We start from the raw sequence: 26,693 nt of genomic DNA on the forward strand, positions 1-26,693 counted from the left end.
AATTAGTGTAGTTCCAATGCGCAAAATTAGTGTTCTTCAAAGGCGCCAAATTAGTGCAACAACAATGCACGGAAGTAGTGGCCCACACGGTAGCCGGAGGCCAACATGGCGAAGCCCCACGAACTGCTTGCGACATCCCTAGCTGAGCTGAGGGGTGTGACGCAGAACGGCACCCGGTCGGTGGTGAAATCCGAGGAACTAAGCCGTGTTCACCGGGAACGGCTCCAGGACAATGGCTTCCTTGAGGAAATCATGAGGGGCTGGCTGGCGGTGAAATCGCGACCATCCGCCAACAACAGGATCGATGCCGCCTGGAGCACGGTCTATTGGGAGTTTGTTGCCAGATATCTGGATGACCGCTTCGCCGATGAATGGCGGCTCTCCGCAGAGGCATCCGTGGCTTTGTGGTCCGAAAACCATTCCATTCCTGCGCAGGTTATAGTCCGAAGTCCGAAGGCCAACAATCAGCTCGTGAACCTGCCGTGCAACACGTCGCTCTATCTGCTGCGCTCAAAGGAAAACGAGCCGGCCGAGACAAGAGAACGATTGAGATTGATGCCGATGGAGGAGGCGATCTGCAACCTCTCGCCGGAGACGTGGAAAACGTCGGCGACCGATGTCATCGCCGTCATCGGCTCGATCCGCGGCACAAACACGTTGCTGAAATACCTGTTGGACGGCGGCCGGAGCCACGTCGGCGGTCGCATCGCGGGAGCCCTGCGCCACCTGGGAAGAGCGCGCGACGCAGATACGATCATGAAGACGCTGGAGTCGGCCGGCTATACCCCGCACGAAGACAACCCGTTCGATCCGACGGTTGACCTGATCACGCTGGATGCTCGACGAGTTCAGGCGCCGGCGGCCACCCGGATCAAGAACCTCTGGGCGAAAATGGGAAAAGACGCCCTCGATCACATCGGATTCGAGCAGGTACGGATCAACGATCGCGCCGGATATATCGCCGACATCGATGAGCGTTATGTGGCTGACGCGCTGAATTCGCTTTCGATCGAGGGATACGAAGTTTCCGAAGAGCTGATTCAGCGGGTGCAGGATGGCAATTGGGAGCCGGACGCGGACGCCCGGGATCACGAAACGAAGAATGCGCTCGCCGCCAAGGGATACCGACTGGCCTTCGAGGAAGTTCGCGAGGATATCGGGAAGATCCTCGATGGCGCGCCCACGGGTGAACTGCTCGAGGCACGGCACCAGGACTGGTTTCGTGCCATGTTCAGCCCCTCGGTGACCGCGGGCATCATCAAGGCGCATCAACTGGCTGGCTATCGGTCGCACAATGTCTATCTGCGGGGATCGTCGCATGTCCCCTTGCCGCCGCACGCAATCGCTGACGCCATGGATGCGCTATTCGAGAGCATTTCTGAGGAATCCGATCCGCGCGTGAAAGCAATCCTCGCGCCGTTTCTCTTCACCTACATCCATCCATTCCCGGACGGGAACGGTAGGACAGCGCGCTTCATCATGAACGCGCTACTGGCCGAAAGCGGAGCACCTTGGACCGTGATACCGGTGACACGACGCGATGAGTACATGAACGCCCTTGAGGAGGCGAGCCAGCACGAGAACATCGTGCCGCTCACGACCTTTGTGTCCGAACTCGTCAAGGCCCCACCGCCATCCACGGGAGCCTGGGTCGGGGGGAAAGGCAATTAGAGCAGGTCCGTTCGGGTCATCATACCTGGCGGCTCCTTGCGAGCGGCCTCAAGGCCGGCCAAAGCACCGGACGAGGAGCCCACGCGCGAGTCTTCTCATCTCGTCACGAGCTCGGCAGGTTCGACACCCAGTGCTTCTGCGATTTGTCCAAGGACGGTGACGGTCGCGGACATTTCGGCACGCTCGATTGCTCCGACATGGCGGACGCTGAGGCCGGTACGGTGGGCCACTTCCTCCTGCGTCAATTTTTTGCCATGACGGATTCGACGCATATTGGTCGCCATGACCTCCTTGAGATCCATGACGCGAGCGGAACCTGAATCGGAACTATTGTTCCAGGAACTATAGTTCCGATTCGTCTCGGCGCATGATATTGCTCGTCCAGGCCGTCACAAGTTACCTTGGGATATAGGGTATATGAACTTCTGAAAGACAGGCCGTGCAGTTATGGCCTATGCGGTACAATGCTCACCAGGATTTGGCTTTCGAGCGGCAAATGAAAAAATTAAGGGGAAGCGGATGAAGGACGTGAACTCATCCGAGACGAACGACGAAACAAAACCGATGGGATCCTGTTTCCGTTCAATGGAAAAATCAGAGCTTGAGGCGCTTGCTATATCTGCAATCCTGGAGCATCGCCGGCTTATCGTCGCCGACGAAGCCGTTTATGAGGAATGGACCCGCGCGGCCGCCGACCCCTCGGTTTCGAGCGCCGTGCTCGAAAGCTTGCAGCATGAATATGCCGCGCGCCAAAAGAAATCCGAAGCCCAGCAGGAGGAGCTTTCGGAAATCATCGACGCGCTCGGCTACATCCCCGACGTTCCGTCGGATAGCGATGAATGACGCTCAAACCAACCCGTGATCTTTGGCGATTGCGACGAGATGCGGAACGGTTGCCGCGTCGAGCTTTTCGCGCGCTTTATCGAGGTAGTGCTGCACTGTACGCGCGTTGATCCCCGTCAACATGGCGGTTTCCGGTGCACTCTTGCCCTTCGCTGCCCACATGAGGCACATCGCTTCCCTTGGCGAGAGGAGCCGTTTCGGAGCGATGATCGTCGTCGAAGCGATAATCTTCAGGCGGTAATGGATCGCAAGGACCGTCCGGACAGCTTTCTGAGCGTCCAGCAGTTTGGCTTTCTCGACTTTCTTCTCCGACGAGGCAAAGGTCAGCATCATCGTCGACCCGAAACTCCCTTCGACCGGAATCGTCAGCCCACTGCGAATGCCATGCTCGATCGCCTGGTCGCGAAACCGTCTGAGCTCCGAGGCGCCGCGAGCCGGCCAATCATCGGCCGTCCAGGAGAACATCTCCATGCGACGCTTGGCTTCCGTGATGACGGGGTCGATGCGCGAATACTGGCTGCCAAGATAGATATCCTGCCATTCCTCCGGATAGGAGTTGAATGTGCGGATTTCCAGGCCCTCGGTCTGAAGAAACGCAAAACGTTCGAAGCCATGGGAGTTTGCGAAGCTTTTCAGGGCGCCCTTGATCATGCGTTCATCGTGCGCAGCTTCCGTCATATCGATTAAAGAGCGAAGGTCTCCGTCCACGGACTGTCTCCTCTTGCGCAGCTGCGAGCCTCCCACCCGTCGCGCCTTCCACGCGCCGCGAGTTACATGGTGCCACCGTTCGGCCAGCCGGAGCCATACGGAACATCGGACCGTGGCTGCGAATTCCGTGTCCCCATTCGTTGCCGATGAAAACGCAGCTGCCTTCTATACGAAGCATATCCACGATCGTCGCAGCTGATAGGTCTACTCACCTTTACCGGGTATTCAAGCCCCCACGACTTAAAAGATGATAATTTGAGGAGAGATTTTAGCGCGAGCTGATTTTCGGGAGCTGCTGACGGGACGGCTCCGCACGACGAAAAGACCGGAATCGCAGCGTTCAAAATGCGTTAGCGCCCGCTGTAAGCTGACGGAAAGATGATATCCTGGTCTACCAGAACGTTGAACTTGTAGCCGGGACGGATGCGAACCGTCGGCTGAACGTTCAGGTTCTTCGAGATAGTCTGCTCCGCGACCCGACCGAAAGATTCGGCAAAATTCCGCCGTGCTGCATCGGAAGCCGTGTCCTGCGTCGCAAGCGTCGAACTCTCAGGCATCGACATATCGATCCCGGTCCCAATAATAGCCACCAGCGCTGCAGAACCGAAAGTCCTCCAAAGATGGCGGTCGACCTTGTCCTGGAAGCCGCCATATCCTTCGGCGTCCGTGCCAGCCATGCCGCCGATCTGCAGGGTCGACCCATTCGGGAAAATAAGGTCCGTCCAGACGACGAGAACACGTTCCTGCCCGAAAGACACCTTGGAATCGTAGCGACCGAAGAGCTTTGCGCCTTGTGGGACGAGAAGGCGATAGCCGCTTGCGCTGTCGTAGACATTCTGACTGACCTGGGCGGTGATCCGCCCTGGCAGATCGGAATTGAGGCCGGTGATCAAGGTGGCGGGAATGACCGACCCGCGCTTCAGTTCATAGGGCGACATCTGCGGTACGACCTGGTTTGGCAGGTAGCCGAGGTCCTTGATGTCCTGATTGAAGAAATCCTCCTTCGATGTCTGCCCGTTCTGGTCGACGTTTTGTCCTATCAGGCCGGATTTCATGGCGGCGGCATAAAGGTCCGAGGCACTGTTCACGGCTGCATTTGTCGGCCGGCGGCCGGTGTCATTGGTGGAGGTCGCCTTCTCGACATCTCCGATGTCTACCTTTAGCGGCGAATCCAGCGCCGTAGCGCGAGCCTGGAGGCGAGCCATACGCTGGCGCTGCGCTTCCCGGATATACTGTTCGTCCTGCTCCCGCTTCAGCCGAGCCTTCCACTCCTCCTCGGATTCGAGCGTCGAGCGTCTCTCCTGTCGGTCATTCGGCCGGCGTTCAACGACGGTTTCCTGTTTCTCGACCTTCTGCTCAACGACAGGGGTCGGTTGAAACACTTCCTGCTTCTCCGGCTCGCCGATGATGCCGTCGGGGACACCCCGTTTGAGCTGGTCGCCGAAGTTGGTCGCAGGGGTGTTGGAAGCCCCCAAGATGTCGCCGCGATGGAAGGACAGCCCCCGCAGCGACAGGCCGATCACGACGACGCCAACGAAGAGCGCGACGACGATGATGGCGATGATGATCGGCAGGCGGTTGAGCCGGCGCATGCCATTCTGATCGTCGGCCTGGGCTGGCGCGCCAAGTTGGAGCGACTGGACCATATTCCCCTCCGTCAGTTGCGCTGCATGATCGAAAGCGGACTGGCCGGCGTGGCGCCGGCCGCCGTTGGCGTATAGGCGCGGCCAAGAGCGATGGAAGGCGTCGAAACGCGCGCAAAAACCTGCCCATCGAAGCCCTCGACGGCAAAAGCAAGTTCGACCGGCTTGACGTCTTTGGCGACTTTGCCGTCGGTGACGACGGTATATCCCCACCCCTTCAATGCCGCTTCGAGGGCGGTCGCGAATTCCGACTGCTCCTTTTCCATCTTGATCGCCGTCGCAGCGCTGGCCGGGCCGATTTGCTCGGCGAGACGACTTGCCAGGTCACCGGCGATCGCGCTTGCCGCGGGTCCGGTGACGGTGACCGGGGTTGAGCTGGTGGTCATTGCGTCGTCGGCCGTTTGGCAACCGGAGAGAAGTGCGGCCGCGATGAAGAGTGCGAGGAGCTTGCGCATGGTTCAGCCTCGCCGCCGGATGGTGATCTTCTGCTGCCGCCAGCCGACCCCCGAAACGAGGATCGCCTTGTCGATCGCATAGTCGACGGTCATCATGTCGTTCTTCATCCGGTAATTGACGATACGGTTCTGACCGCCGGAGACGACGAAGAGCACCGGCGCATCCTGACCTGAGATCGACATCGGGAACTGGATGTAGGTCTTCACTCCATCCGAATAGACCCGCTTCGGCTTCCAGGGAGCGCTGCCGCTCACCGAGTAGGAGAAGTTCAGCTTGTCCGGGGCAGTGCCGGGAATGCCGCCCGTTTCGAGACGGGCGTTGATATCGGCGAGTTTGGTGGAAGCGTCCTCGGGGTACTCGAAACCAACGCGCGCCATGTACTGGCTGGGATGGGACTTGAGCTGGATATGATAGGTTCGCCGTGACGTCGTCACGACCATCGAGGTGAGAAGACCTGGCTCCGACGGTTTGACAATCAGATGGATGGCCTGCCCGCCTGTCGCCCCCGAGGTGGCCGGCTCCACTTTCCACCGCACCGTATCGCCGACGAGCACGTCGCGAACGATCTCACCGCCCTGAAGCTCGATGTCGCAGACCTGCAGCGGCGAGCAGACGACGGACGGCTGGGTCTCGCCGAACAGAAAAATCACTTTGCCGTCCGGTCCCGTTGTGACCAGGCCCGGTGTGCCGCGCCATTTCCGGGAGATATTCGTGCCCTTGACCTCGTTGCTCGTCATGCTTTGCGCCTGCGCGCTCACCACAAAGGCGAGTCCGGCCATGCAGCCGGCGGCTGCGATCAATCCTGTCTTTTGCATTGAGAAATCCCTGCCCTTAAAGCTGTGCCGTCCAGTCGAAATCCCGGACATAGAGGCCGATCGGATTGAGGCGGATCGTCGCCTCATCCTGCGGCGCGGTGAGCGTCACCGTTGCGATCCCGCGGAAACGGCGTGTGCCGGTTTCCTTGCCCTTGCGGTCTCGCTCGTATTCCGTCCAGTCGATCTGATAGGTCTGGTTCGAAAGCGCCACGATGTTGTTGACCTCGATGGCAACTGTCGAAGACTTCGCCTTCTCGAATGGAGAATTGCCTCGAAACCAGGCGTTGACCTTCTCCGTCGACGGATCGGACGTGCGAAGAAGAGCGTATGTGCGGTCGATATATTGCTTCTGCACCACGGCATCCGGCGTGATCGAGCGAAAGCTTGTCACGAAGTTGCCGAGTGTGGCGCGAACCACGCGGACATCGGCGTATTCGATCTGCTCCGGGAAGCCTGCCGTGACCGCCGTCCCCAGCTTGTCGACCTCAACGATATAAGGCACGAGCTTGACCTGCGTGCTTAGGTACATCGCGTAGCTGAAGCCGATGACGGCCATCGCCAGGCCGAGAATGCCGACGATCCGCCATGCGGAAGCAGCCTTCACATATGTGCCGTAGCGCTCGTTCCATTCCTGGCGGGCGGCAAGATACGGATTATCAGGGGCGCGGTTCGCTGCCATTTATTCTTCCCTTGTCTCGATTATGGTTTGTCGTTGCGTTCGGGAGGAGGCTTCGGGCCGCTGTGACCGCTGCGCTGTTCATCGAGCTTGGCGTTGGCTAGTCCGAGGATGGACCCCGCATAGGCACCGGGAGAGCCGATTGCCTTTTCCTTGGCGGCCGCGCCCGCTGCTTGCGCGCCGGAACTGAAGCTTGCGCCTATCCCCCGCAGGGCAGCACCAGCGACGGATGAACCGCCAGCTCGTGCGGCTTGGGCCGCCGCAAAACCCGCGCCGGCAGCGCCGGCTGCCAAGAATCCAGCGCCCGCGGCGAAGGACGCCGCCTGCCCGCCGTGGCGGATTGTCTCCATACCGCCGGTGACGGACGCACCCTGGACGACACCTTGGATGATGTTCGGCACGTACATGGCGATGATGAAGACCACGACGGAAATACCGGCGATGGCCAGGGTGGTGACAAACTGGTCGGAGGATGCGGTCGGGGCATTGGCCAGACCCAAGAGGACCTGTGACCCGATCTTTGCAATCATCACCAGCGCCATCAGTTTCATTCCGACGCCGAAGGCGTACACAAGATAGCGAACAGCAAAGTCTTTGGTGAAGGAAGAACCGCCCAGGCCGAGCATGATCATGCCGGCGAGCAGGCCGACATACATCTCCACCATCACCGACACGAAAATCGCGGCGACGAGCGAGAAGCATATGACCACGACGCCCATGGCGAGAACGGCGGCGATCGCGAGGGCGTTATCCTCGAACACACCGAACTGCGCCTGTTGCGACATTTGCGAGGCGACGCGGATGCCGGCATCGAACACTTCGGCGGGCGAAGCTGAACCGCCGCCGGCGCCAATTTGGAAAAGACTGTCGACCACCGCCCGCGCAAAGCTCGGACCTTGGGTCAGAACGAACGCGAAGAATCCGACGAACATGATCCGCCGAACCAGTTCGGCGAACCAGCTGTCCAGCGAGGCTGACTGGATCGCCAGCCAGACGGCCGCAATGCCGATCTCGATCGTTGCGAGGATCCAGAAAAGGGATTTCGCCGCATCCATGATAGTGGTCTCCCAGCCCTTCGCGGCGGAGGAGACCTGGTTTTCCAGTTCCGTGAGGACCTGCCCCTCCTGCGCAAATGCGGGAGCATAGGCGAGGAAGAACAGACCAGTTATCAGGAGTGAACGTGTGACAGCGGGCTTCACCATCTTGGGCGCATCTCCTGACCATCCTTGACCGGCGGCAACTCTTTGTCGGAGCCGAAGAATTTTTCCCGGACAGCACGCTGTTCATCGGTGAGCGCGGCTTTACCTGCGTCACCGGACTTAACGATCAGAACGGTCGCAGCCGACGATGCGGCGGCGACGGCGAGCAATATGGCAACCAGGACAGGGCGGCTCACCAACGCGGCTCCATTTTCTGGCCTTCCGGAACGCTCTTGACCTCGGCGTTGAAGAACTTTTCCCGCCGCGCCTGCGCCAGGTCCTTGTCGGTCTGTTCGGTCTGCAGCCAGGTTCCCATCATCGTCATCTGTTGCGAGACGAGACCGCGAAGCTTCTGCATCTGGGCAACCTGCTGAGCGGCGATCTCGTGGCCGACCTGCAAAGCTTTCATCTGCCCGTCCGCCGTTTCGGACATCGACCGCAGCGAGGACATCGTATCTTCCTCGCTATCGAACTGGTCGGCCGTGAGGCTCGCAGCCTTCAGCGAGCTGGCGATCGTGTCACGGTTGGTGTCCGACCAGGATTGGTAGGTCGAGGAGAACGTCGCGTTATCAGGCAGGTTGGTTTTGAGATCGGCGTAGCTCTGAAAGCGCTGCTGAAGAACGTCGTCAGCGTTGCCCATCGAAAATGAGATACTCTGACCCTGGTCGACGATACTGCGCAGCTGGTTGAGATCGCCTTCGACCTGCCCCCAGATATGATCAGGAAGCTGCGCAGTGTTTTGCAGCATGTTCTCGTAGATCTTGAGCTGGTTCTGGATCTGCTCAGCAAGCTGGCTGATCTGCGTCAGTTGGTTGTCGACCTGGATGCCGGAGCTTTTCATGAGGTCCACGAGTTGCGCATTGTTGGCGAGCTGCGTCCATTCCGTCGCAGCGCCGGTGGCCGTACCGGCTTGCACCGAACCTGCGCTTACGATCGTGATGGCGGTGGCCGCCAAGCAGGCGATCCATTTATTTGAGTAGCGATGCGGCATCGTAAACTCCTCTCGATTCAAGCCAATGGATCGGCCAGTCGTGGCCATGTGCGGATTTCAATGCGCAAATGCGCTTGAGGTGTTCCTTCCCGGAAGCTCCTACGAAGCTCAGCGCAACGGGTCCGAGCGACATGTCGAAGAGACGACGGCCTTCCGGCGTGGCGACGTAGTATTCGCGCTTCGGGATCGCTGTTGAGACGATCTCAATCTGGCGCTCGTTGAAACCGATACGCTCATAAAATTCCCGCGTCCCCGGCTCTCGAGCGGCACCATTCGGAAGGCAAATCTTGGTGGGGCAGGATTCCTTCAGCACGTCGATAATCCCTGACCGTTCGGCGTCGGAGATTGATTGGGTCGCCAGAACGACTGCGCAATTCGCCTTGCGCAACACCTTGAGCCATTCCCTGATCTTGCTGCGGAAAACTGGGTGGCCAAGCATCAGCCACGCCTCGTCGAGGACGATCAGGCTTGGCGACCCATCCAAACGCTTCTCGATCCGCCGGAACAGGTAGGTCAGCACTGGCACGAGATTGCGCTCGCCCATGTTCATCAGTTGCTCGATCTCGAAGGTCTGGAAGGCGCCGAGCGTCAGGCCGTCTTCTTCGGCATCGAGAAGCTGGCCCATCGGCCCGTCGACGGTGTAGTGATGCAGCGCGTCCTTGATTTCGCGCAGCTGCACGCCGCTGACGAAATCCGACAGTGAGCGACCGGATGCGCTCGCCATTAGTCCGATTTGCCGAGAGATGGCGTTGCGATGATCAGGGGTGATCGTCACGCCCTGCAGACCGACCAGCATCTCGATCCACTCTGTCGCCCAAGCCCGGTCGGCGTCACTTTTGAGATCAGAGAGCGGGCAGAAGGCCAACGCCCTCCCCTCTTCCGCATTCTCGCCGCCGATCTCATAGTGATCACCACCGGCAGCAAGAGTTAGGGGAAGAAGTGAACTGCCTTTGTCAAAGGCGAAGATCTGCGCATGTTCGTACCGCCGAAACTGTGCGGCGATCAGAGCAAGCAGCGTCGATTTGCCCGAACCAGTCGGCCCGAAGATAAGGCAATGACCCACGTCATCGACGTGCAGGTTCAAGCGAAACGCTGTCGAACCGGTCGCAACCTGCATCAGGGGCGGGGAGTTCGCCGGGTAAAAGGGGCATGGCGCGACCGGGTTTCCGGCCCAGACCGAATTCAACGGAATCAAGTCGGCGAGATTGCTGGTGTTGATCAGCGGCTCGCGGATGTTGCAATACCAGTTGCCCGGCAAGCTGCCGAGGTAGGCGTCGGTGGCGTTCAGCGTTTCGATCCGTGCCCCAAAGCCTTCCGCCTGGATCAGCCGGCGGATCGCTTCGGCCTTCTCCTGGAGTGCTTCGCGATCGCTGTCGAAGAGCACGACGACCGGCGTGTAGTAGCCGTAGGCAACCAGCTGCGACGAGGCCTGCGCGATGGCATCCTCAGTCTCGGCCACCATGGTCATCGCGTCCTGGTCGACGGATCGACTTTGTGTCTGGAATATCTGGTCGAAGAACGGCCGGACCTTCTGTTGCCATTTCTTTCGCGTGCGCTCGAGCTTTTGACGAGCTTCCTCGGCATCAAGGAAGATGAAGCGCGATGACCAGCGATAGGTCAGCGGCATGAGATCCAGGCTGTTCAGGATACCAGGCCAGCTTTCGGCGGGCAGGCCGTCGATCGCAACGACGCCAAGGAAACGGGTTTCGACTTTTGGCGTCAGTCCATGCTCAAGCTCAGCCGTGGCGATCCAGTCGAGATACATGGGAACATCGGGAAGCCTGATCGGATGGCTCTCGCCTGTGATGCAGAAGCGGGCGAACTGGAGCAACTCGTCATATCGGGCAATTCGCTCCCCTCCCCTTTCGACCGTTTCGCGGGTTTCCATTCGCCGGATCGAAAGTGTGTTGGCGAAATACTGCTCAAGCTCTCGCACCGCGTTCTTGAACACAAAGAGAACCGTGTCCGCGTAGGACTTCTTCCGGCTTTCCTCATCCGAATAGATGTATTTGCTGAGAGCAGTCTTCTTGGACTCGAGCGGCCGGTAGGTCAGGATCAGCGCATGCTTGCTCTCGAAATGTCCCTGCTCGCGCGCGAAATGTGCGCGCCGTTCGGCATCGATCGCGCGGGTCACCGGGTCGGGGAAATGGCAACGATCTTCTGTGGGATAGTCGACCGTCGGAATGCGGATAGCTTCGACCTGGATCATCCAGCCGCTTCCAAGCCGCGAGAGAATGGCGTTGATCTGCCTCGACAGCTCGTTGCGTTCGAGGTCGGTCGCACTTTCAGAATCCGGACCGGCGAAATACCAGCCGGCCATCAGGCTTCCGTCCTTCAAGAGGAGAACACCATTGTCGACGAGGCCGGCATAGGGAACGAGATCCGCAAAGGATGGACCGGTCACCCGGAAGCGATTGAGAGCTACCATGGCGGTCTCCTCAATAGCGACGCCAAGGCGAAGTGGTTGCCTTGTAGTAGGGCTTGTAGGAAATGTGCCTGATATAGACCTGTCGCATGAGCGGGTCCGACTTCGCCATCATCCTGAGAAGTCCGACGATTACGATCCACACGGCGATCCCGAAGAGCGCCGAATAAGCGGTCAGGACCACGAAGATCAGGATGACGGCGGCAAGACCGGTGATCAGCACCAGCTCCCGGTCGGCGCCCATCAGCAGGTTCGGGCGCGAAAGCGCGCGGTGGATGCGGTTGCGCTGCAGGCCGGAAAGGGAGTTAGCCATGAGTTCGCTCCCCTCCTCCGGTCGAGTCGTTCGTGTTGAGCTGCTCGCTCGTCAGTCCTATCGAGGCGCCGGTTGCGCCGAACAGGCCGACGATGTTGGTGGCGCCGAGCAGGATGCCGGCGACGAGAACGACATAGACAAGCCTTCGGGCGAAATCGTTGAGCTCGCCGCCGAAGATTAGCATGCCGCCCGCGATAGCCACGGCCGCAAGCGCAATCGCGCCCGCGACCGGGCCGGTGATCGACTCCTGGATTTGCTGCAACGGTCCTTCCCAGGGGAGGCTGCCGCCGGAGCTCGCGAGCGCCGGCGCGACGGAGGCTAATACGATCGGCGCTGCAAGGATTGCTATGGCGATCAGTGCGTTCTTACGCGACATGGCGCGCCTCCTGTTCTTCCGTGAGTTGATCGGATTCGATCTCGTATTGACCATTGACGAATCGCTCGACCTGGATGACGTCGCGCACGCGCCGTCCGCGCGGCGTCCGCTCAATGGACACGATGAGATCAACCGCTTCGCCGATCACCTCGTGCATTGGCTGTTGGCTCGCCTCGGCCGTCAGTTGTTCAAGGCGACGGAGCGCCGACATGGCAGTGTTCGAGTGAATGGTCGCCACTCCACCGGGATGGCCAGTGTTCCAAGCCTTGAGCAGGGTCAGGGCCGCGCCGTCGCGGACCTCGCCAACCACAATCCTGTCGGGACGCAGTCGCATAGTGCTCTTCAAGAGCCGCGCCATGTCGATCGTGTCGCTGGTATGGAGAAGAACTGCGTTCTCGGCAGTGCATTGAATTTCCGCGGTATCCTCAAGAATGACGAGACGATCCTCCGGCGCAGATTTGACGATCTCGTCGATCACCGCATTCGCAAGCGTCGTCTTGCCCGAGCCCGTTCCCCCGGAAATGACGATGTTTAGCCTCGCGGAGATCGCGCTGCGAATCGTCGACGCCTGGTATTCGGTCATGACGCCGGTACGGACATAATCTTCGAGCGGAATGAGGCGTGACGCGCGGCGCCGAATGGTAAAGGCAGGCTTGGCGACGATTGGGGGCAACAGACCCTCAAAGCGGTGGCCGCCAATTGGCAGCTCGCCGGAGATGATTGGCTGTTCCGTGTCGACCTCTGACTGAAGCGCGTGCGCCACTGTGCCAATGACCATCTCCGCGGCAGCGGATGACATCTCGCCAGCAGGCGCAACGCCGTGACCGAGGCGTTCGATGAACAGTTTTCCGTCCGGATTGAGCATGATCTCGACGACATTTGCGTCGTCCAGGGCAACACAAAGCTGATCGCCGAGCGCCTCCTGAAGTTTGCGGACGAGCCGAGGGTGAGAGCGAAGCTGGTTCACGGATTTCTCCTTACGCTGCCTGGCTGAGAGGGGTGAGATCAGAACGGTAATTGGAAGGACGGAGCCTGAGGAACGTGTCCGCATTGGCTGGCAACGTGCCCGCCACGGCCATCGTCACGCCGATCTTCTTGGGCTCGCCCAAACGCTGCAGCGGCCATCCGACGCGAGCAAGGATCCGCTCGAATCGAAGATCGGTCACCGTGACAATCTCGGTGTAGCCATTCGCCATGCACCATTCGATGATGCCGGCGAACATGGTCAGCGTGGCCTCATGGATGGAACCGTCGCCCCTTCCCTCCGCGAGGGCCGTGTCGACGCAGAAACGAGAACTCTCGATCATCGCGGCGTGACCGTTAAGTTGACCGTCGGGGAGAAGCGACGGGAAAACGTTCGCCACCATTGTCGGACCAAGCGTAGGAAGGAGCCGCGCGCACCCCACCAGTTGGCCGGTCTCAGCGATGGCGAGAACATAGGTCGGCCGAAGCGCGTCGAAACCATCCGACTCGCACCCAGCCGATACTTCGACTTCCCAACCCAGGCGATCGGAAAAGACCCGCGCACGAAGCTGGTGGTGGATTTGAAGGAGATGCGCCTCTTGGATTGTCCTGGGTGTTGAGAGGGCGAGAACCTGCATGAATTTCTCCGACGTTGTTGGTCGACGGGGAAATCAGCACAAATCTGGATGGGCGGGCAGTTGTAGGATCCTACAAGTCGCACTCACACGAGTCGGCCAGGACAAGCGATAAAGAGCGATCGAGGGCGGTCTTGTCCCCCCATATAAAAGCGGGGGCATTGTAGGATTCACAGTAAAACAAAGCATGAACGCGGCAGGCCATGCCGCTTGCTAAATACATGAAAACGCAAGAAAAAGAATCTGTAAACGTGCAACCCGTCGATTTCGCCTTAACCCTTTGTTAACCTTAAATCTCTTGCGGCTATGTGAGAATCGGGAGATAGTTGCGAAAATTATGGCTATGGGGCCATTTTTTCGAAAGTTTAGCCTCCCAGGAAATAGTTTGCAAAATGAACCAGCCGCAGCCCAACAGGTTTGACGTTGAGATCGCCCAGCAAGGGGCGAAGATCTCAAGCGCGTTGCATATGCTGCGCAGCCAGCAGTATCCTCCGGACGCTCGGAAGGGACTACGCAAGTTTCAGCTTGGCGAAGTCGCCGAATTCATGGGCGTTACCCAGAGCCATCTCCGGCAAATCCATTCCGAAGGGAAGGGTCCAGAGATCGAATCGGTCAGCGGCCGACGCTACTATACGGCGGATCAGATGCTGGAACTTCGCGAGTATCTCGAAGCAAACAAAAAATCCGACAAGCGCTATTACGTTCCTCAGCGTCGTGAAGGGGAACCGATGCAGGTCGTTTCGGTCGTGAACTTCAAGGGCGGAAGCGGCAAGACGACGACAGCGGCGCATCTGGCGCAATACCTAGCCCTCACCGGTCACCGTGTCCTCGCCGTCGATCTCGATCCTCAGGCGTCACTTACGTCGTTGTTCGGCATTCAGCCCGAACTCGATGACACCGCGTCTCTATACGAAGCGCTTCGTTTCGATGATGAGCGCAAGCCAATCTCAGAGGTGATCCAGCCGACGAACATTCCTGGACTAGACGTTGTCCCGGCAAATCTCGTGCTGCAGGAGTTTGAGTACGATGTGCCACTGTCCATTTCCTCGCGGAAAGGTGACGAGGGCCGGTTGTTTCACATGCGCATCGTCAATGCGCTGAAGGAAGTGGATGACAGGTACGATGTTGTTGTCATCGACTGCCCCCCGCAACTCGGCTATCTAACGATCACCGCGCTGATGGCCTCCACCGGCATCCTGATTACCATCCACCCGCAAATGCTGGACATCATGTCGATGAGCCAGTTCCTGCAGATGCTGGGCGGCATCATGACCCCCGTTGCAGAGGCTGGTGCAGAAATCCGTGTGGAATGGTTCCGTTACCTCGTAACTCGCTTTGAGCCGACCGATATTCCGCAAGCACAGATGGTCGGCTTTATGCAGTCGATGTTTGCACAGCAGATGCTGCGAAATCACGTGCTTAAGTCGACGGCGATATCGGATGCATCGATACGAAAGCAGACGTTGTATGAGGTTGAGCGCGGTGATTTCGTTCGCTCAACCTATGACCGCGCTATGGAGAGCCTGAACGCGGCCAACGGCGAGGTCGTGGATCTCATTCACAGCGCATGGGGGAGGAAATGATCAACTTGTCAGCCGTTTTTTTCCCGCTTTTCACTAGCCGAGCCAATGCCTTATCGCAGTTGATGGCGAATATGGAGGCCGATTATGTCGCGTGAAAACCCGTTCGCAAAACTGGATCTTTCCTCGCTGAACGAGAAAACGCCAACGAAGCCTGGCTACGGCATGACGGGCGCTGCAAAGACAGTCGTCCGGTCCATTGAGGACCTAGCGGAGAATACGAAGAAGCTCATGGAGGGCGAGGTGATCGTGGATTTGGATCCGCGACTCCTCGACGTCTCGTTCATAGCCGATCGACTTTCAGACGACGGCGAGGAATTTCAGGAGCTCAAGCAAGCGATCAAAGAATCTGGGCAAACGACACCTATTCTGGTTCGACCCAGTTCGTCAGACGGACAACGCTACATGGTCGTCTTCGGCCATCGTCGCCTCAAGGTCGCTCGAGAACTCGGAATACCGGTCAAGGCCGTCGTCAAGAAGCTGGACGACATCACCTCTGCGATTGCGCAAGGACAGGAAAACTCCGCCCGCTTAAATCTCTCGTTTATTGAGCGTGCTTATTTCGCACAGAACCTGATCGCGTCCGGGATGACGAAGGACGTGGTCAGATCTTCGCTGGCGATTGATGAGGCAATGCTCTCCAAAATGCTAGGCGTGGTCGATGTGGTCCCTGCCCCGGTCATCCAGGCTCTCGGTGCGTCCAAGAAGATCGGCCGCGACAAGTGGCTGAGCTTGCGCCAGCTGCTGCTGACCCCTGCCCTTCTGAAGATCGCCACGGGCTATGTGGAAACGGCCGAGTTTCTGAAGCTTGAGGAAGAGGCGAGGTTCGATAACCTGCACGGGTATCTGGCTCGGTACAAGAACAAGTCAGCGGCCAAGAATCCGAAAGGTCCGAGGTCGGCGAAAGAATGGACGTCGATTGACAGTTCTCTGAGTCTCACAATGAATGCCAGGTCAAAGAAGGTCGCGATCGAGCTTTCGAATGCGGAAGCCAAACCCTTCAGCGATTGGCTTTCTAGTCGCATGGATCGTTTGTACGACGAATACAGACAGTCCAAACCTGAACGCAACGGAGATTAGACCGCAAAAGAAAAAGGCCCCCAAACGGCAAACCGCGGAAGCCTCTCTCGTTATCCTTAGCAAGATCGAGAATCGCATTTCCCGGAATCACAGTCAAGAGTCTTTGGCACCGATTTGGTGAGCGGATTTCTTTTGCCTGAAGAAAGGTGAGAGAGAAATGCATACGGGACATGTGACGACGCCTTTTGGGCGGCGGCCGATGACGCTTGCCTTGGTGAAGGGCCAGCTTGAGGTCGCCGAGTTAAAACCCACTGCACGCGTTGAAAAGTGGAAAGTGTTTCGCGACGTCTGCGAGGCACGAGAACGCTTCGGCCTCCAGGACAGAGCGCTTGCCGTTCTCGACGCGCTGTTGACGTTTCATCCTGAGACGGAGCTCGATGCGGAGCAGGGCCTTGTCGTTTTTCCTTCGAACGGCCAGCTATCGGTGCGCGCGCACGGGATCACCGGAACCACGCTACGGCGACACTTGGCGGCGCTCGTAGAGGCTGGGCTCATCCAGCGCCGTGACAGCCCCAACGGAAAGCGCTACGCGCATCGCAACCGCGACGGTGAGATCGAACAAGCATATGGCTTCGATCTCGCGCCGCTGGTGGCGCGCGCGGCAGAGTTTGCAGCAGCTGCGCAGGACATCGCAGCTGAACGAATTCGCTTTCGCCGCGCGAAGGAAGCATTGACCATTTGCCGGCGAGACGTTCGGAAATTGATTACAGCAGCGATTGAGGAGGGAGTGTCGGGCGACTGGCTTGCCGTGGAAGGCATGTGCGCAGGCATTCTTGGGCGTCTGCCGCGGTATCCTTCCCGGGCGCAGGTAGAAGCTACGCTCGATGAAATGGAGCTTCTCAGGGGAGAAGTCCTCAACATCCTGGAAATTCATGTTAAAACTGAAAATACAGATGGCAATGGTGTTCAAAATGGATGCCACATACAGAATTCAAAAACCGAATCCATCTATGAACTTGAACCTAGCTCTGAAAAAGAGCAGGGCGAAGTGGGGCGGCTAGAACCACAAACGGTGAGCGGGCGGCGGGCCGAGGCGAAACGGGAGCCCATCAAGTCGTTCCCGCTGGGCATGGTCCTGCGAGCTTGCCCCCAGATCGTCGACTACGGGCCGGGTGGTGGCATATCGCACTGGCGCGAGCTCATGGCAGCCGCGGTGCTGGTCCGGTCGATGCTCGGTGTCAGCCCGTCAGCCTATCAGGATGCTTGCGATGCCATGGGGCCTGAGAATGCAGCCGTGGCGATAGCGTGCATTCTCGAGCGATCGAATTTTATCAACTCAGCCGGCGGGTATCTGAGGGATCTGACGAGACGCTCGGAACGCGGCGAGTTTTCGCTGGGGCCGATGTTGATGGCTTTGATGAGGTCCGCGGGCGACGGCCGGCTGCTTGCTGGGTGATACGGCTGGGGTAGCGTGACGAGTTCGTTTGTTCCTTACTTGTCAGCCGGTTTTTTTCGCCGTTTCTCTATTGAAAACAGGGCCTTATTGAAGTTGAACGCAATTTTTCAATCGTGGAGAAGGATCGTCCCGATTGCTTTGAAAGGTTATCGCGAATGGACGACGAGTTGAGAATCTATTGCCTGAGGCTCTTCGAGGCTTGCCTGGCGCAGATCCGGAGCGGTCAACTTGGTCCGAGCGTTCTTACGTCGAGAGAATTTGAGCAGACGCTGGTCGTTCTCTGCGAAAAGCTGAGGACTAGGTCGCCGAGTTCCGAGAGTGTGGAATCGGCCGGCCAATACATTCACATGATCGTGCGCGCGGGCGTCGAGGAAGCCGAGGGTGGATTGGCACACCTCAGAAACTGGCTGCGAGGATCCACCGACATCATTATCTGTGACCCGTACCTCCTGAAATTTTCGCCGTCTGATCTGTACAAGGATGTTTCTGAATACGCTGATGAACTGGCGAAACTCCTTCCGGCGTCAGCGAAACGCGTGGACCTGTACACAAACAGCTATGCAAACGCGGTTCGTCCAGTGGTCTTGAGCGCATTGAAGCAGGGTCGAAACGTGCGTCACTTTAGCTCGGACAAGCTGCACGATCGGTTTGTTATCAAGGACGGATCCCACGGAAAAATGATCGGAACATCATTTGGAGGTTTCGGCAGGAAGTTTTTCGGGATGCTTGATCTTGAATCCGGCGATGTTGCCACCATCCGACAAGAGCTTCACAATTCGTGCCCAATACCTGTACTGAATGGACATCGGCGCTGAAGGCTGCCGCTGGCTCTTAGGAAGCCGTTCAAAGCGATGCGGAAGTGGATAGCTTTGTCGGCTTGCTGGGAGGATGAAAATCGAGCGTAGAGAGGGTGCCAAAGATGTCATTCAAAAAGGCGTCGTATGATTCCAGGTGACGCCGCATAAATTCATCGATGGCGATATAGCCCTTTGCTGGTGAATAAGTGACGGAATGATCCAAGGCCTGGATGGTGCCGTCAGGGAAAGTTGCGACAGCGTGCTTTCGAAATTCGTTTAAGCCGAGCGGGACGTCGGCGTCCATCGATCTGGATCTTCTCGTATCGGAAACCCGCTCTGGAATGCTTTTGGGCACAACAATCGGAAGTGACACAGTCGACGTCAGTCCATCATGCGACACTCGCCACCCTGAAGCAGGGGAGGCAACGACCAACCGATGGACGGTTTCATCGCGGTATGCCCGCAGAGCCAGGATCCAATCTCGGTGCGCTTTCACGACCTCAAGCATCGGCGCAACCTTGCCCTCGTCTACCATCTTGACCAGGGTCGTGATCGAGTGCGCCGATACACCGGAAATCGATCTCGACGCAAAAACGCTCGCAAAGTCGAGCCCGGATCTGAGTGCTCCGAGAAAAGCACCGAGTTCGTGAACATATTCGCCCTTCGAAATTGAAAGGGAGACCGAAAATGCCCCCTTGCTTGGTTTCGTATTCGGCGCATGTTTCAGGGCTGCACGCTGGGAAGCCTTGAGATCGTTCGCCAAGTGCCGCCTGACATTCACCAGATGGTACGCTGCTGCTTCGCGTTTGCGCACGGAAAACATGACTTGGGTCTCGTAATACTCTTTGTCGGCAAGTTTCGGAAAAAACGGCTTGAAGCCATCCGTAGGGCATGCGTCCAGCGCCTCAAAGACCTTGTTCAGTGAAGCGGTGAAGGCCGGGTGGCTCTTAGAACTTTTAGGCATGGCTTTGCTTTTCAGTTACAAGGTGTGCACGCGTTCACGTGATTGGGGTGTCCTCGAAAGTCGTTCCCTTGATGGCTGCCCGCACGGCGTCGGGAGTGCACCGGGGTCCGGATCGAATTCCAACGAGTTCAATTCCGCACCAAGGGTCTAAGACCGGCGATCCGGAAACCCCGATTTGCACGGGCCAAGCTTCGCTTCGGACATCGCTGATGGCGTTATTGATGCCGCCTTCATGACGTTTGATCAGCAAGCGGATCTCCTCTTCGTAGCTGTATGTCTGAGGCAGATAGAAAGCGCAAATCCGCGATAGTGTCCAAGGGATGTATGTCATACCGATTTTCGCCAGCTCGTCATTGATACGTCGAAATGCGGTTTTGCTGTGCTGATAACTCATGGCGCGCACGTCGCATGCTGGTTCAGGGGTAAGGGACAGCTGAAGGCAGGCGCCTTTTCCCTCATTTGCGAACCCTTTCCAAAGGTCGAGCTCGTTTTGGTTTCCTGGCTTGGTCAGCGACAGAAAGAAGAGGTTGTCCGTCAAATCCTCGAACACGGCTCGGCAATTGTCATCTACGGCAAGATAACCGTCGAGATGATGATCGATTGCAAAGGTCTTGAATTCATCCTGATGCAGGTAATTGGAGACGGGTCTGAGCAGGATCTGCGAGGATGCAGCAATTGCCTTCAACGCGTGCAATGGCGCGTAATGCTCGAGCAGCACCGGGCCAGCCTCGCGAGGGAAGTCGACGCCAAGCACGGCCTCGGCGAGTGCGCCGCTATTGGACGTGAATTCTGTAACCCGCTTCCCATCATCCGAAACTACAAGCTTGCGCTCGCGAAAGACGTCACTCGGCATTGCGTTGCCAAGCTCAGCGGAGAAAACCTGTTCGATCTTGTCGAAAAGTTCGAGGTGACTAGTCATAAGTGATCCGATTGGCATCGCTGTGAAAAATGCATGATGAGACCGGCCAACGTGCGGAGTATGAGCGCCACAAAAATCCAATGGCGCCGGTCTCTTTCGCTCCAGTCAAGTTACCGGCGCCCGTGCGGTCTGCGCCTGAGAATCAATGGCTTCTCCGGATCCTGTTCATCGTCGACAATGTCGTGCCCGGATTCCTTGATCGATGTTTGTATAGCAGCAACGGCACCTCGGCCGCCGTCCATCGCCGCGTCTATCAAAGCGTAGAGATGGTCGGTGGTAGCGCCGCGTGAGCCGATATATCCGGATCGTACAAGCTCAACGAAGGCATCGGTTCGAAGGTATTGGTTGCGAAGCCCGCTATACGTTAACCAGAACCCGTCTCTCGGCCCTTTGAAGACGCCACTTTCCCTTAGGTGGTTGAAGTGACCGAGACTTAACATCACACTGGACGTGCTTGTGGAGGCATAACGTTTGACAAGCTTCAGGAAGAAAGCGCTGCTATTGAGGCGGTAGTCGCCAGCAGGTGCAAGGTCCCGATCGTAGCTCTCCATGAGCTTGAGTTCCGCCTCGAACTGATCATCGATGGGAACAATCCATTCCTTTTCGTCCAACTCTTCAAAGCTATGTTTACCGCGCACTTCGGTATGCCGGCCGCGCGGTTGGGGCTCCATCATCTTGTATTGAACCATAACCAGAGATTTCTGGAGCTGATTGAAGTAGATGAGATCAATGCCCAAGAGGGTTTCTAGCGGCCTTTTGTTTGCTGTGATCACCTCCAACTGCTCGCCAGGCTTTTCGAAGATTGCTCGCCCTGTCACGTCACTCTCGGACAATCTCCAGCCTTCGATTGCACGTGCATCGTGCTCTATTACCGCGTCCTCTAGGAGCCTGACGCCCGCAAGCGCTGTCTCTTTTGGGAGATAGACAGATTTCGCTCCAGAGATAAGGCCAAACGCCTTCAGAGCTAACTCCACGGCGTCCTGTTGCGATGCCCGAGCATCTTGAAAGTGAGTAGGCCTTTTCAGTTGGCCGAGGACCAGTTGTATCGCCGTGGCGTTATCCGGGATTGAAGCGAGGTCGCGGATCAGTCTAACGCTGAGCTTCGGTGAGACTCGCACGAGCTGATCGCGCGACCGTGCGAGGGTGGTGGCCGCGGAGTTCAGCGACGTTGCCGCTAAAGGTGCCAGAAGCGCTTCAAGATCCCCTGGTTTGATAGGGCGCACGTGGTCAAACGCAATGCGGGAGTCGAAAGTCGATACCGATTGGACTGAACGAATCCAGCCGAGCCGAAGGCTGCAGAGGGGACTATCGACGACAATAAGGACAAGCGATTGTTTTCGCCCCGCCCTGGCAATGTGGTGAGGGAAAATCAAAGAAAATCCTCTCTCTCCGCGCCTCGTGTCGAGGATGTTTTCCCAGTCGTCGACACCGAGGTGAAGGATGCTAAGTCCGCGGCTTGTCAGAAGTTCGAGGTCTGCGTCGTCAAAATTCATCACTGTTCCGATCGAGGTGCTCCAACCGGCAGTAGTAAATCGGGTTCGCTAAATTCTGGTAAGCGACAACCTTTAGTAATTTAGGTGACGGCTAAGAAAGGAGCCGAGCGCCTCGACCACTGCGCCGTGTCGCATGGTTGTAATAAGTGGATGCTTGTTGAACGGACCGATGACGTGACTGCTCCATCGCCTCCGGAAGAGGGATACCGCGATTGGCGGCTTCCGTCAGGTATCCCGACCGCAATCCGTGCGCCGAAAACTCGTCTGGCTCCAAACCAGCCATCTCCGCCCGCTGCTTCAAGATCGCATTGATCGACTGCGGATCGAGGGCCCGCCTCGACACCGTTCCCCAACGCCCGATCCCCCTAAACACATTTCCCTTATCGATCTTGGCCGCAACCATCCAGGCACTCAAGGCTTCGACTGGGCGTCCGGAGAGGTAGACAACGTCGTCATGCTCGCCGCTCGTAGTCTTCGTCCGGCCAAGGTGGATGGCAAGCGAGGGGAGGGGAGGGCCGTCAGGCATTTCGATGGGCGGCTCTGTGGTCAACTGCTCCCGACGCAGTCCGGCGATCTCGCTACGCCGCCGGCCGCCGGAGGCGAAAGCGACCATTAGAATTGCCCGATCACGCAGATCGCGCAGGCTGTCCGTCGCGCAGGTCGCCAGCAGCTTAGCCAGCACGTCGCCGGTCACCGCCTTGGCGCTCTTGCGACGACGCGTTCGCGGAACGGCGCGCACGGCGAGGCGAATGGCGGATTTCAGGGCAGGGGAGGCGAAGGCGCCGTCGAGGCCGCGCCATTTCGTCAGCGTCGACCAGTTGGCCAGCCGCCGGCGCACGGTGTTTGGCGCATGCGGGCCGATGGTTTTCAAAAAGCCCTGGCGCCGGAGGTTTTCGTCGACATCGGCCGGCATGCCGTGATCGGGGTCGGTCTCGCGCTTCTCTGGATCCCAAAGGTGATGGGCGACGAATTTCAACAGCAGCGCCTCAGGCGCCGGCCAGGGAAGGGACCTCCCCGTCGCCGCCAAGCCCCATGCTTCGAGATAGGTCAGATCGGAGGTCAGTGCCCGCAGCGTATTGGCGCCCATGCCCTCGTTGACGAGATGACGCAGCGTCTCGACGTCCTGGTCGGTCAGCAGTTCGGCGAGTTCGTCGCGGCGCTCGAGCGGCAGCACCGATGCGATGGTGTCGAGTTCGACGGCGCGACGCTCGACGCCAGAGAGGCTAGCCGATTTCCGTGGGGCCGCCATTAGTCGATCTCGACATGCGGCCGCCAGCGGCGGATGATCTGAACAATCTCCGGCTTGTAGGCATCGGGATAGGACAGCGTCTCCTCGCGGGCGATAAAGGTGAAGACGGTGACGATGTCCTCGCAGATTTCGGGATCGAGATCGGCAAGGTCCGTCAGGTCGAAGCCGCCATGCACGTCGGCATTCCACCAGGCCAGCAGGAAGTTCGCGACACGGCGACTCTGTCCGGTATCGCCGTGCGCGACGTTGAGCAGCTTTTCGAGGGCAAAGCGGACGCGATCTTCCATGGATGGTGAGCCTTTCCGGCGATTGATGGCGCGACGATAGGGTGATTTGCGGGCCTTGTCGATCTACCAGCGATAAGAGGTTGTTATCGATGGTTAGATACGCTTTAACAAAAGCAGCCTGTAATGAATGCTTGTGGCTTTTACTTCCCGATTTCAATTGAAGCGCTAAGCTGAGAATTCAGCCCCGATTTTCATCTAACCGTTTCACTGCGAGCAGGGGAGGGGTCGGTCAAAGCCCGGACGCCTTGGTCAGATTCACTCTGAACCGGTCCCGTCGGCGCTGATATTTTCGGGTCATTTCCGCCGAAGCGTGGCCGAGTTGCTTTTGCACGTAACGCTCATCCACTTCCGCCGAGGAGGCCAAGCCGGCACGCAGGGAGTGGCCGGAGAACATTTCCGCACGCTCGGCCTCGGTAAGGTCTGGACGCACGCCGGCAGCCAGTGCTGCCTTCTTGACGAGGCGTGCGACTTCCTGATCGAGCAGTCGATCGGGACCCACGTCTCTGCCCTGGCCGGTGACCCGTCGGAAGAGGGGGCCGTGCGCGATCCTCGCGAGGTTCAGCCAGGTCTGCAGCGCCGCGACCGGGCAGGTCGCGTCCGAGGAACCGCGGCCGATCTCCACTTCACGCCAGCCGCGTTTTCCGCGGACCGTCACGACCATGCCCTTGTCGAGGATCTCGACCCAGCCGCGACCCTCCTTCGTCTGGTCGCGGCCGACGTCGAGCCCGACGATCTCCGAGCGCCGCAGCCCGCCGGCAAAGCCGATCAGCAGCATTGCCCGGTCGCGCAAGCCCCGCAGCGTGCCGCGGTGAAGCGTCTCGAGCATGGCGATCAGGTGCTCGGGCAGAACCGCTTCCTTCTGGCGGGGAGGGGTGGCGTGGGTGTTGCGGATGCCGGCAAGCACTGTGGCGATGTGACGGTCCTTGCGGTCGAGTGGTGTGCCGCGCTGCACATAATTCCACGTAATGGCAGAAAGGCGTCGCTCGATCGTGGTGACGGAACTCGGCTTGTGGCCGGTGATCGCAGCCCCGGAAGCACAGGCCGTTACATAGAGGCCAACGGTTTGCGGGTTCGGCGGCAGGATCTCCAGCCCTTGCCGGCGGCACCAGCCGGAAAAATGCTTCCAGTCGGAGGCATAGGCCTTGCGGGTGTTGGCGGAGCTGGCGGCCTCGACATAACCGCGCGCCTGATCGGCCAGCCGCTCCAGATGAGCAGGCAGGGCGAGGGACGCTTCCGGAAGAGGGGAGGGGGTCGCCGCATTGCGCGCGGAAACGTCGGCCGACACCTGCGGCGCCGAAAGATCGGCGTCGGGCGTCATGCTGCCAGACGGAGCAGCGCTCTCGGGAAGGTAACTTTCGCTGTTTTGCTCGATGATTTGCACCATTTCTCTATAATGACAGAAATGAACGATAATGGAAGTTTATCGTTCGTTTTTATCCGCCGACGGGCGCGGCGGTTTTGTCCACAAAACATAGCATAAACCGCCGCCATCTGCTAGGGTCCGGCATGGCCTCACGCGCGCGAATCATCCCCGATCCACCCCCGAGCTATCCGCCCCTTCCCGGCTGGGCGCGTCTTCCCGCCACGGCGGAAGCCATTGGCGACGCGGGCTATTTCGCCGGCGCGGCACTCGCCGCCCTGCATCCGCCGGCGTGCGACGAACATCCGCTCGGCAGTCTCTGGCGACAGCGGCTGGCGCTTGGCTGTGCCGCGGTAGTGGCGCGGCAGCAGGGACGGCCGGAAGGGGAGGCGATGCTGCGCGACCACTGGTATCTGACGCCGGTAGGCGGCGATCCCGGACCAGCGGGCCGGCTGCTTGGCGCATTTCGCGCACTGGGCGAGTCGCGGGCAACGCGTTCGGAGCAGTGGGCGACGCGCCTGCCAAAACTGTTCGAACTCGCCGCCGACGCATCCCTGATCGTGGCGCTGGAGATGGCTGCCGATCATGTGCGCGGGCCTGGCGATGCGGTGCGGGCGGCCGCAACGGCCGCACTGGAGTTCACCCGGCGCCGCCCGGATGCCCGACCGATGGCCGTCTGGCTGGCGGATGCCGTTCTCGCTGCCCGTCTCGGCTGGCCGGCACCCCTGCCGCTTCTGGCGAACGCACTGCGGCCGGCCGATTGGCGGGTGCTGCGGGAGGGCAGGGCGGAAGCCTGGACCGATGCCTGCCATCTGGCTTATGGCCGCGGCGCGGCGGCGGCGCTGGATCTCCACGCCGATCTCGGGCGGCGGACGACGCAGCTGCTCGAAGTGGCACCACAACTGCGCGGTAAGGACGCCGATACGACAATCTCGATCCTGATCCGCGAGGACGCGATGGCTGCAAAGACCGGCAGGGCCACCAGCGACCGGTCCAGCCGGCGGCTGTTCGACCGGCTGGTGACGCTCGGCGGGGTCCGCGAGCTCACCGGTCGATCGACCTTTCGGCTCTATGGATTGTAGCTCATGGGACGGCGGCCACGACCAACAGAGGGGCTCGACACAGAGCTCACCGATCTGCCGCCGGAGCTGCGTTGGCGCGAGTGGATGGGGCGTGTAGAGGCGGTGATTTTCGCATCAGCCGAGCCGGTGATGCGCGAGACGCTCGCCCACCTGGTCGGGCGCGACTGCAGCGTCGATCTCCTGATCGACGACATCCGCGAAGAATTGCGTGACCGTCCCTACGAGCTCGTCTCGGTCGCCGGCGGCTGGCAGCACCGCACCAGGCAACGGTTTGCCGAGGCGATCCGCAGCGTGACGGCCGTCGAGCAGCAGGAACGGCCGCTGTCGCAAGCGGATCTGCTGGTGCTGGCGATCATCGCCTATCACCAGCCGATCACCCGTGGCGAAATCTCGAAGATCACCGGCAAGGAGGTCAGCCGCGACACGATCGCCCATCTTCGGGCGCTCGGCTTTGTCTCCTCCGGGCCGCGCAGTCCGCAACCGGGCGCACCCTACACGCTGGTGACGACCAAAACCTTCCTGTCGCACTTCGGGCTCCAGACCCTGCGCGACCTGCCGGATTTCGAAGCGCTTGAGGATGCGGGCTTGCTCAGCAAGGACGGGTCGCCCGACGGGGACATTCCCATCGCACCTGGCGAGGAGCCCGACGACGACGCTATGACGGAAGACCTCGATTCCTGGTCCGAACCATCGGGATAGCGGCACGCCGCTCCGAGCCGACCAAAATCCGCTGTCGGGCTTTTGCCTCCCGATGCATACGCGTTCTCGCGGA

General features: G+C 59.2%; 28 protein-coding genes. 8 read left to right on the plus strand and 20 right to left on the minus strand.

From position 1 onward, the window contains the following. Positions 1-105: 105 nt before the first annotated feature. A complete protein-coding gene (locus A6U86_RS11730; RefSeq protein ID WP_068390935.1) occupies positions 106-1,671 on the plus strand; it encodes a Fic family protein in 1,566 nt (521 codons plus the stop codon). 95 nt (positions 1,672-1,766) lie between these two features. On the opposite strand, the gene A6U86_RS11735 is transcribed toward A6U86_RS11730, so the two are convergent. Further along, entirely contained in the window at positions 1,767-1,973 is a 207-nt protein-coding gene (locus A6U86_RS11735; RefSeq protein WP_068390937.1) for a helix-turn-helix domain-containing protein, read from the minus strand. Positions 1,974-2,190: 217 nt separating this feature from the next. Between A6U86_RS11735 and A6U86_RS11740 the strand changes: the two genes are divergently transcribed. Beyond that, entirely contained in the window at positions 2,191-2,514 is a 324-nt protein-coding gene (locus A6U86_RS11740) for a transcriptional repressor TraM (protein ID WP_068390940.1), read from the plus strand. 3 nt (positions 2,515-2,517) lie between these two features. Here the strand turns inward: A6U86_RS11740 and A6U86_RS11745 are convergent, their stop codons facing one another. The 13 genes from A6U86_RS11745 to A6U86_RS11805 form a co-directional block, all read right to left on the minus strand. Then, positions 2,518-3,222 carry an autoinducer binding domain-containing protein gene (locus tag A6U86_RS11745; RefSeq protein ID WP_068391193.1) on the minus strand — a complete coding sequence of 235 codons (705 nt, stop codon included), beginning with the start codon at positions 3,220-3,222 and terminating at the stop codon, positions 2,518-2,520. A 350-nt stretch (positions 3,223-3,572) separates the two neighbouring features. Beyond that, entirely contained in the window at positions 3,573-4,868 is a 1,296-nt protein-coding gene (trbI, locus tag A6U86_RS11750; protein ID WP_068390943.1) for an IncP-type conjugal transfer protein TrbI, read from the minus strand. 11 nt (positions 4,869-4,879) lie between these two features. Then, on the minus strand, positions 4,880-5,320 hold the full coding sequence (trbH, locus tag A6U86_RS11755) for a conjugal transfer protein TrbH (RefSeq protein WP_068390946.1): 441 nt from the start codon (positions 5,318-5,320) through the stop codon (positions 4,880-4,882). 3 nt (positions 5,321-5,323) lie between these two features. After that, a complete protein-coding gene (gene trbG / locus A6U86_RS11760) occupies positions 5,324-6,136 on the minus strand; it encodes a P-type conjugative transfer protein TrbG (protein ID WP_068390948.1) in 813 nt (270 codons plus the stop codon). Positions 6,137-6,152: 16 nt separating this feature from the next. Further along, complete coding sequence (locus A6U86_RS11765; RefSeq protein WP_068390953.1) at positions 6,153-6,815, minus strand: conjugal transfer protein TrbF; 663 nt, start codon at positions 6,813-6,815, stop codon at positions 6,153-6,155. 20 nt (positions 6,816-6,835) lie between these two features. Further along, on the minus strand, positions 6,836-8,014 hold the full coding sequence (trbL, locus tag A6U86_RS11770; RefSeq protein ID WP_068390955.1) for a P-type conjugative transfer protein TrbL: 1,179 nt from the start codon (positions 8,012-8,014) through the stop codon (positions 6,836-6,838). Then, positions 8,008-8,208 carry an entry exclusion protein TrbK gene (trbK, locus tag A6U86_RS11775; protein WP_068390957.1) on the minus strand — a complete coding sequence of 67 codons (201 nt, stop codon included), beginning with the start codon at positions 8,206-8,208 and terminating at the stop codon, positions 8,008-8,010. The genes trbL and trbK overlap by 7 nt, the downstream gene beginning before the upstream one ends. Continuing rightward, positions 8,205-9,002 (minus strand): P-type conjugative transfer protein TrbJ, encoded by a 798-nt coding sequence (gene trbJ / locus A6U86_RS11780; protein ID WP_068390959.1) that lies wholly within the window; start codon positions 9,000-9,002, stop codon positions 8,205-8,207. Before trbJ ends, trbK begins: the two co-directional genes overlap by 4 nt. Then, complete coding sequence (locus tag A6U86_RS11785) at positions 8,980-11,430, minus strand: conjugal transfer protein TrbE (RefSeq protein WP_068390970.1); 2,451 nt, start codon at positions 11,428-11,430, stop codon at positions 8,980-8,982. The genes trbJ and A6U86_RS11785 overlap by 23 nt, the downstream gene beginning before the upstream one ends. Positions 11,431-11,440: 10 nt before the next feature. Continuing rightward, the gene (locus tag A6U86_RS11790) at positions 11,441-11,740 is read right to left on the minus strand and encodes a conjugal transfer protein TrbD (RefSeq protein ID WP_068390971.1); all 300 of its coding nucleotides are present in this window, start codon (positions 11,738-11,740) and stop codon (positions 11,441-11,443) included. After that, positions 11,733-12,116, minus strand: a complete 384-nt coding sequence (locus A6U86_RS11795) for a TrbC/VirB2 family protein (protein ID WP_068390972.1) — start codon at positions 12,114-12,116, stop codon at positions 11,733-11,735. The genes A6U86_RS11790 and A6U86_RS11795 overlap by 8 nt, the downstream gene beginning before the upstream one ends. Beyond that, a complete protein-coding gene (gene trbB, locus A6U86_RS11800; protein ID WP_068390974.1) occupies positions 12,106-13,083 on the minus strand; it encodes a P-type conjugative transfer ATPase TrbB in 978 nt (325 codons plus the stop codon). The genes A6U86_RS11795 and trbB overlap by 11 nt, the downstream gene beginning before the upstream one ends. Positions 13,084-13,093: 10 nt before the next feature. Beyond that, positions 13,094-13,717: an acyl-homoserine-lactone synthase gene (locus A6U86_RS11805; RefSeq protein ID WP_068390975.1), complete on the minus strand. Its 624-nt coding sequence runs from the start codon at positions 13,715-13,717 to the stop codon at positions 13,094-13,096. A gap of 389 nt (positions 13,718-14,106) precedes the next feature. Here A6U86_RS11805 and repA point away from each other — a divergent pair, with 389 nt between their 5' ends. From repA to A6U86_RS11825, 4 genes are all read left to right on the plus strand, one after another. Beyond that, on the plus strand, positions 14,107-15,297 hold the full coding sequence (repA, locus tag A6U86_RS11810; RefSeq protein ID WP_068390976.1) for a plasmid partitioning protein RepA: 1,191 nt from the start codon (positions 14,107-14,109) through the stop codon (positions 15,295-15,297). Between the two features lie 84 nt (positions 15,298-15,381). Further along, positions 15,382-16,374, plus strand: a complete 993-nt coding sequence (gene repB / locus A6U86_RS11815) for a plasmid partitioning protein RepB (RefSeq protein WP_068390983.1) — start codon at positions 15,382-15,384, stop codon at positions 16,372-16,374. Positions 16,375-16,531: 157 nt separating this feature from the next. Continuing rightward, complete coding sequence (repC, locus tag A6U86_RS11820) at positions 16,532-17,770, plus strand: plasmid replication protein RepC (RefSeq protein WP_068390986.1); 1,239 nt, start codon at positions 16,532-16,534, stop codon at positions 17,768-17,770. A 155-nt stretch (positions 17,771-17,925) separates the two neighbouring features. Then, complete coding sequence (locus A6U86_RS11825; RefSeq protein ID WP_068390994.1) at positions 17,926-18,585, plus strand: hypothetical protein; 660 nt, start codon at positions 17,926-17,928, stop codon at positions 18,583-18,585. Between the two features lie 28 nt (positions 18,586-18,613). Here A6U86_RS11825 and A6U86_RS11830 read toward each other — a convergent pair whose 3' ends face one another. From A6U86_RS11830 to A6U86_RS11855, 6 genes are all read right to left on the minus strand, one after another. Beyond that, positions 18,614-19,531, minus strand: a complete 918-nt coding sequence (locus A6U86_RS11830) for a hypothetical protein (RefSeq protein ID WP_141683689.1) — start codon at positions 19,529-19,531, stop codon at positions 18,614-18,616. A gap of 34 nt (positions 19,532-19,565) precedes the next feature. Further along, entirely contained in the window at positions 19,566-20,450 is an 885-nt protein-coding gene (locus A6U86_RS11835) for a hypothetical protein (protein ID WP_068391002.1), read from the minus strand. Between the two features lie 110 nt (positions 20,451-20,560). Beyond that, on the minus strand, positions 20,561-21,943 hold the full coding sequence (locus tag A6U86_RS11840) for a hypothetical protein (RefSeq protein WP_068391005.1): 1,383 nt from the start codon (positions 21,941-21,943) through the stop codon (positions 20,561-20,563). 91 nt (positions 21,944-22,034) lie between these two features. Continuing rightward, positions 22,035-23,192 (minus strand): site-specific integrase, encoded by a 1,158-nt coding sequence (locus tag A6U86_RS11845; protein WP_068391007.1) that lies wholly within the window; start codon positions 23,190-23,192, stop codon positions 22,035-22,037. Further along, positions 23,192-23,479, minus strand: coding sequence for a hypothetical protein (locus A6U86_RS11850; protein WP_068391009.1), 288 nt, complete (start codon positions 23,477-23,479; stop codon positions 23,192-23,194). Before A6U86_RS11850 ends, A6U86_RS11845 begins: the two co-directional genes overlap by 1 nt. 229 nt (positions 23,480-23,708) lie before the next feature. Next, positions 23,709-24,863: a site-specific integrase gene (locus A6U86_RS11855; protein ID WP_068391010.1), complete on the minus strand. Its 1,155-nt coding sequence runs from the start codon at positions 24,861-24,863 to the stop codon at positions 23,709-23,711. 74 nt (positions 24,864-24,937) lie between these two features. Here A6U86_RS11855 and A6U86_RS11860 point away from each other — a divergent pair, with 74 nt between their 5' ends. Beyond that, a complete protein-coding gene (locus A6U86_RS11860) occupies positions 24,938-25,921 on the plus strand; it encodes a DUF1403 family protein (protein WP_244509886.1) in 984 nt (327 codons plus the stop codon). Between the two features lie 3 nt (positions 25,922-25,924). After that, positions 25,925-26,620 carry an SMC-Scp complex subunit ScpB gene (scpB, locus tag A6U86_RS11865; protein WP_068391012.1) on the plus strand — a complete coding sequence of 232 codons (696 nt, stop codon included), beginning with the start codon at positions 25,925-25,927 and terminating at the stop codon, positions 26,618-26,620. Positions 26,621-26,693: the final 73 nt, after the last annotated feature.

Source organism: Rhizobium sp. AC27/96 (assembly GCF_001692325.1).
Lineage (GTDB): Bacteria > Pseudomonadota > Alphaproteobacteria > Rhizobiales > Rhizobiaceae > Rhizobium.

Coding starts and splice junctions, on each gene's coding strand:
- A6U86_RS11740 (WP_068390940.1), top strand. CDS start 2,191: ATGAAGGACGTGAACTCATCCGAGACGAACGACGAAACAAAACCGATG.
- A6U86_RS11730 (WP_068390935.1), top strand. CDS start 106: ATGGCGAAGCCCCACGAACTGCTTGCGACATCCCTAGCTGAGCTGAGG.
- A6U86_RS11845 (WP_068391007.1), bottom strand. CDS start 23,192: ATGGCGGCCCCACGGAAATCGGCTAGCCTCTCTGGCGTCGAGCGTCGC.
- A6U86_RS11830 (WP_141683689.1), bottom strand. CDS start 19,531: ATGCCTAAAAGTTCTAAGAGCCACCCGGCCTTCACCGCTTCACTGAAC.
- repA (WP_068390976.1), top strand. CDS start 14,107: ATGAACCAGCCGCAGCCCAACAGGTTTGACGTTGAGATCGCCCAGCAA.
- A6U86_RS11825 (WP_068390994.1), top strand. CDS start 17,926: ATGGACGACGAGTTGAGAATCTATTGCCTGAGGCTCTTCGAGGCTTGC.
- repB (WP_068390983.1), top strand. CDS start 15,382: ATGTCGCGTGAAAACCCGTTCGCAAAACTGGATCTTTCCTCGCTGAAC.
- A6U86_RS11840 (WP_068391005.1), bottom strand. CDS start 21,943: ATGAATTTTGACGACGCAGACCTCGAACTTCTGACAAGCCGCGGACTT.
- repC (WP_068390986.1), top strand. CDS start 16,532: ATGCATACGGGACATGTGACGACGCCTTTTGGGCGGCGGCCGATGACG.
- A6U86_RS11795 (WP_068390972.1), bottom strand. CDS start 12,116: ATGTCGCGTAAGAACGCACTGATCGCCATAGCAATCCTTGCAGCGCCG.
- trbL (WP_068390955.1), bottom strand. CDS start 8,014: ATGGTGAAGCCCGCTGTCACACGTTCACTCCTGATAACTGGTCTGTTC.
- scpB (WP_068391012.1), top strand. CDS start 25,925: ATGGGACGGCGGCCACGACCAACAGAGGGGCTCGACACAGAGCTCACC.
- trbG (WP_068390948.1), bottom strand. CDS start 6,136: ATGCAAAAGACAGGATTGATCGCAGCCGCCGGCTGCATGGCCGGACTC.
- A6U86_RS11805 (WP_068390975.1), bottom strand. CDS start 13,717: ATGCAGGTTCTCGCCCTCTCAACACCCAGGACAATCCAAGAGGCGCAT.
- A6U86_RS11835 (WP_068391002.1), bottom strand. CDS start 20,450: ATGACTAGTCACCTCGAACTTTTCGACAAGATCGAACAGGTTTTCTCC.
- A6U86_RS11855 (WP_068391010.1), bottom strand. CDS start 24,863: ATGGTGCAAATCATCGAGCAAAACAGCGAAAGTTACCTTCCCGAGAGC.
- trbI (WP_068390943.1), bottom strand. CDS start 4,868: ATGGTCCAGTCGCTCCAACTTGGCGCGCCAGCCCAGGCCGACGATCAG.
- trbJ (WP_068390959.1), bottom strand. CDS start 9,002: ATGCCGCATCGCTACTCAAATAAATGGATCGCCTGCTTGGCGGCCACC.
- trbH (WP_068390946.1), bottom strand. CDS start 5,320: ATGCGCAAGCTCCTCGCACTCTTCATCGCGGCCGCACTTCTCTCCGGT.
- A6U86_RS11735 (WP_068390937.1), bottom strand. CDS start 1,973: ATGGATCTCAAGGAGGTCATGGCGACCAATATGCGTCGAATCCGTCAT.
- A6U86_RS11790 (WP_068390971.1), bottom strand. CDS start 11,740: ATGGCTAACTCCCTTTCCGGCCTGCAGCGCAACCGCATCCACCGCGCG.
- A6U86_RS11850 (WP_068391009.1), bottom strand. CDS start 23,479: ATGGAAGATCGCGTCCGCTTTGCCCTCGAAAAGCTGCTCAACGTCGCG.
- A6U86_RS11765 (WP_068390953.1), bottom strand. CDS start 6,815: ATGGCAGCGAACCGCGCCCCTGATAATCCGTATCTTGCCGCCCGCCAG.
- A6U86_RS11785 (WP_068390970.1), bottom strand. CDS start 11,430: ATGGTAGCTCTCAATCGCTTCCGGGTGACCGGTCCATCCTTTGCGGAT.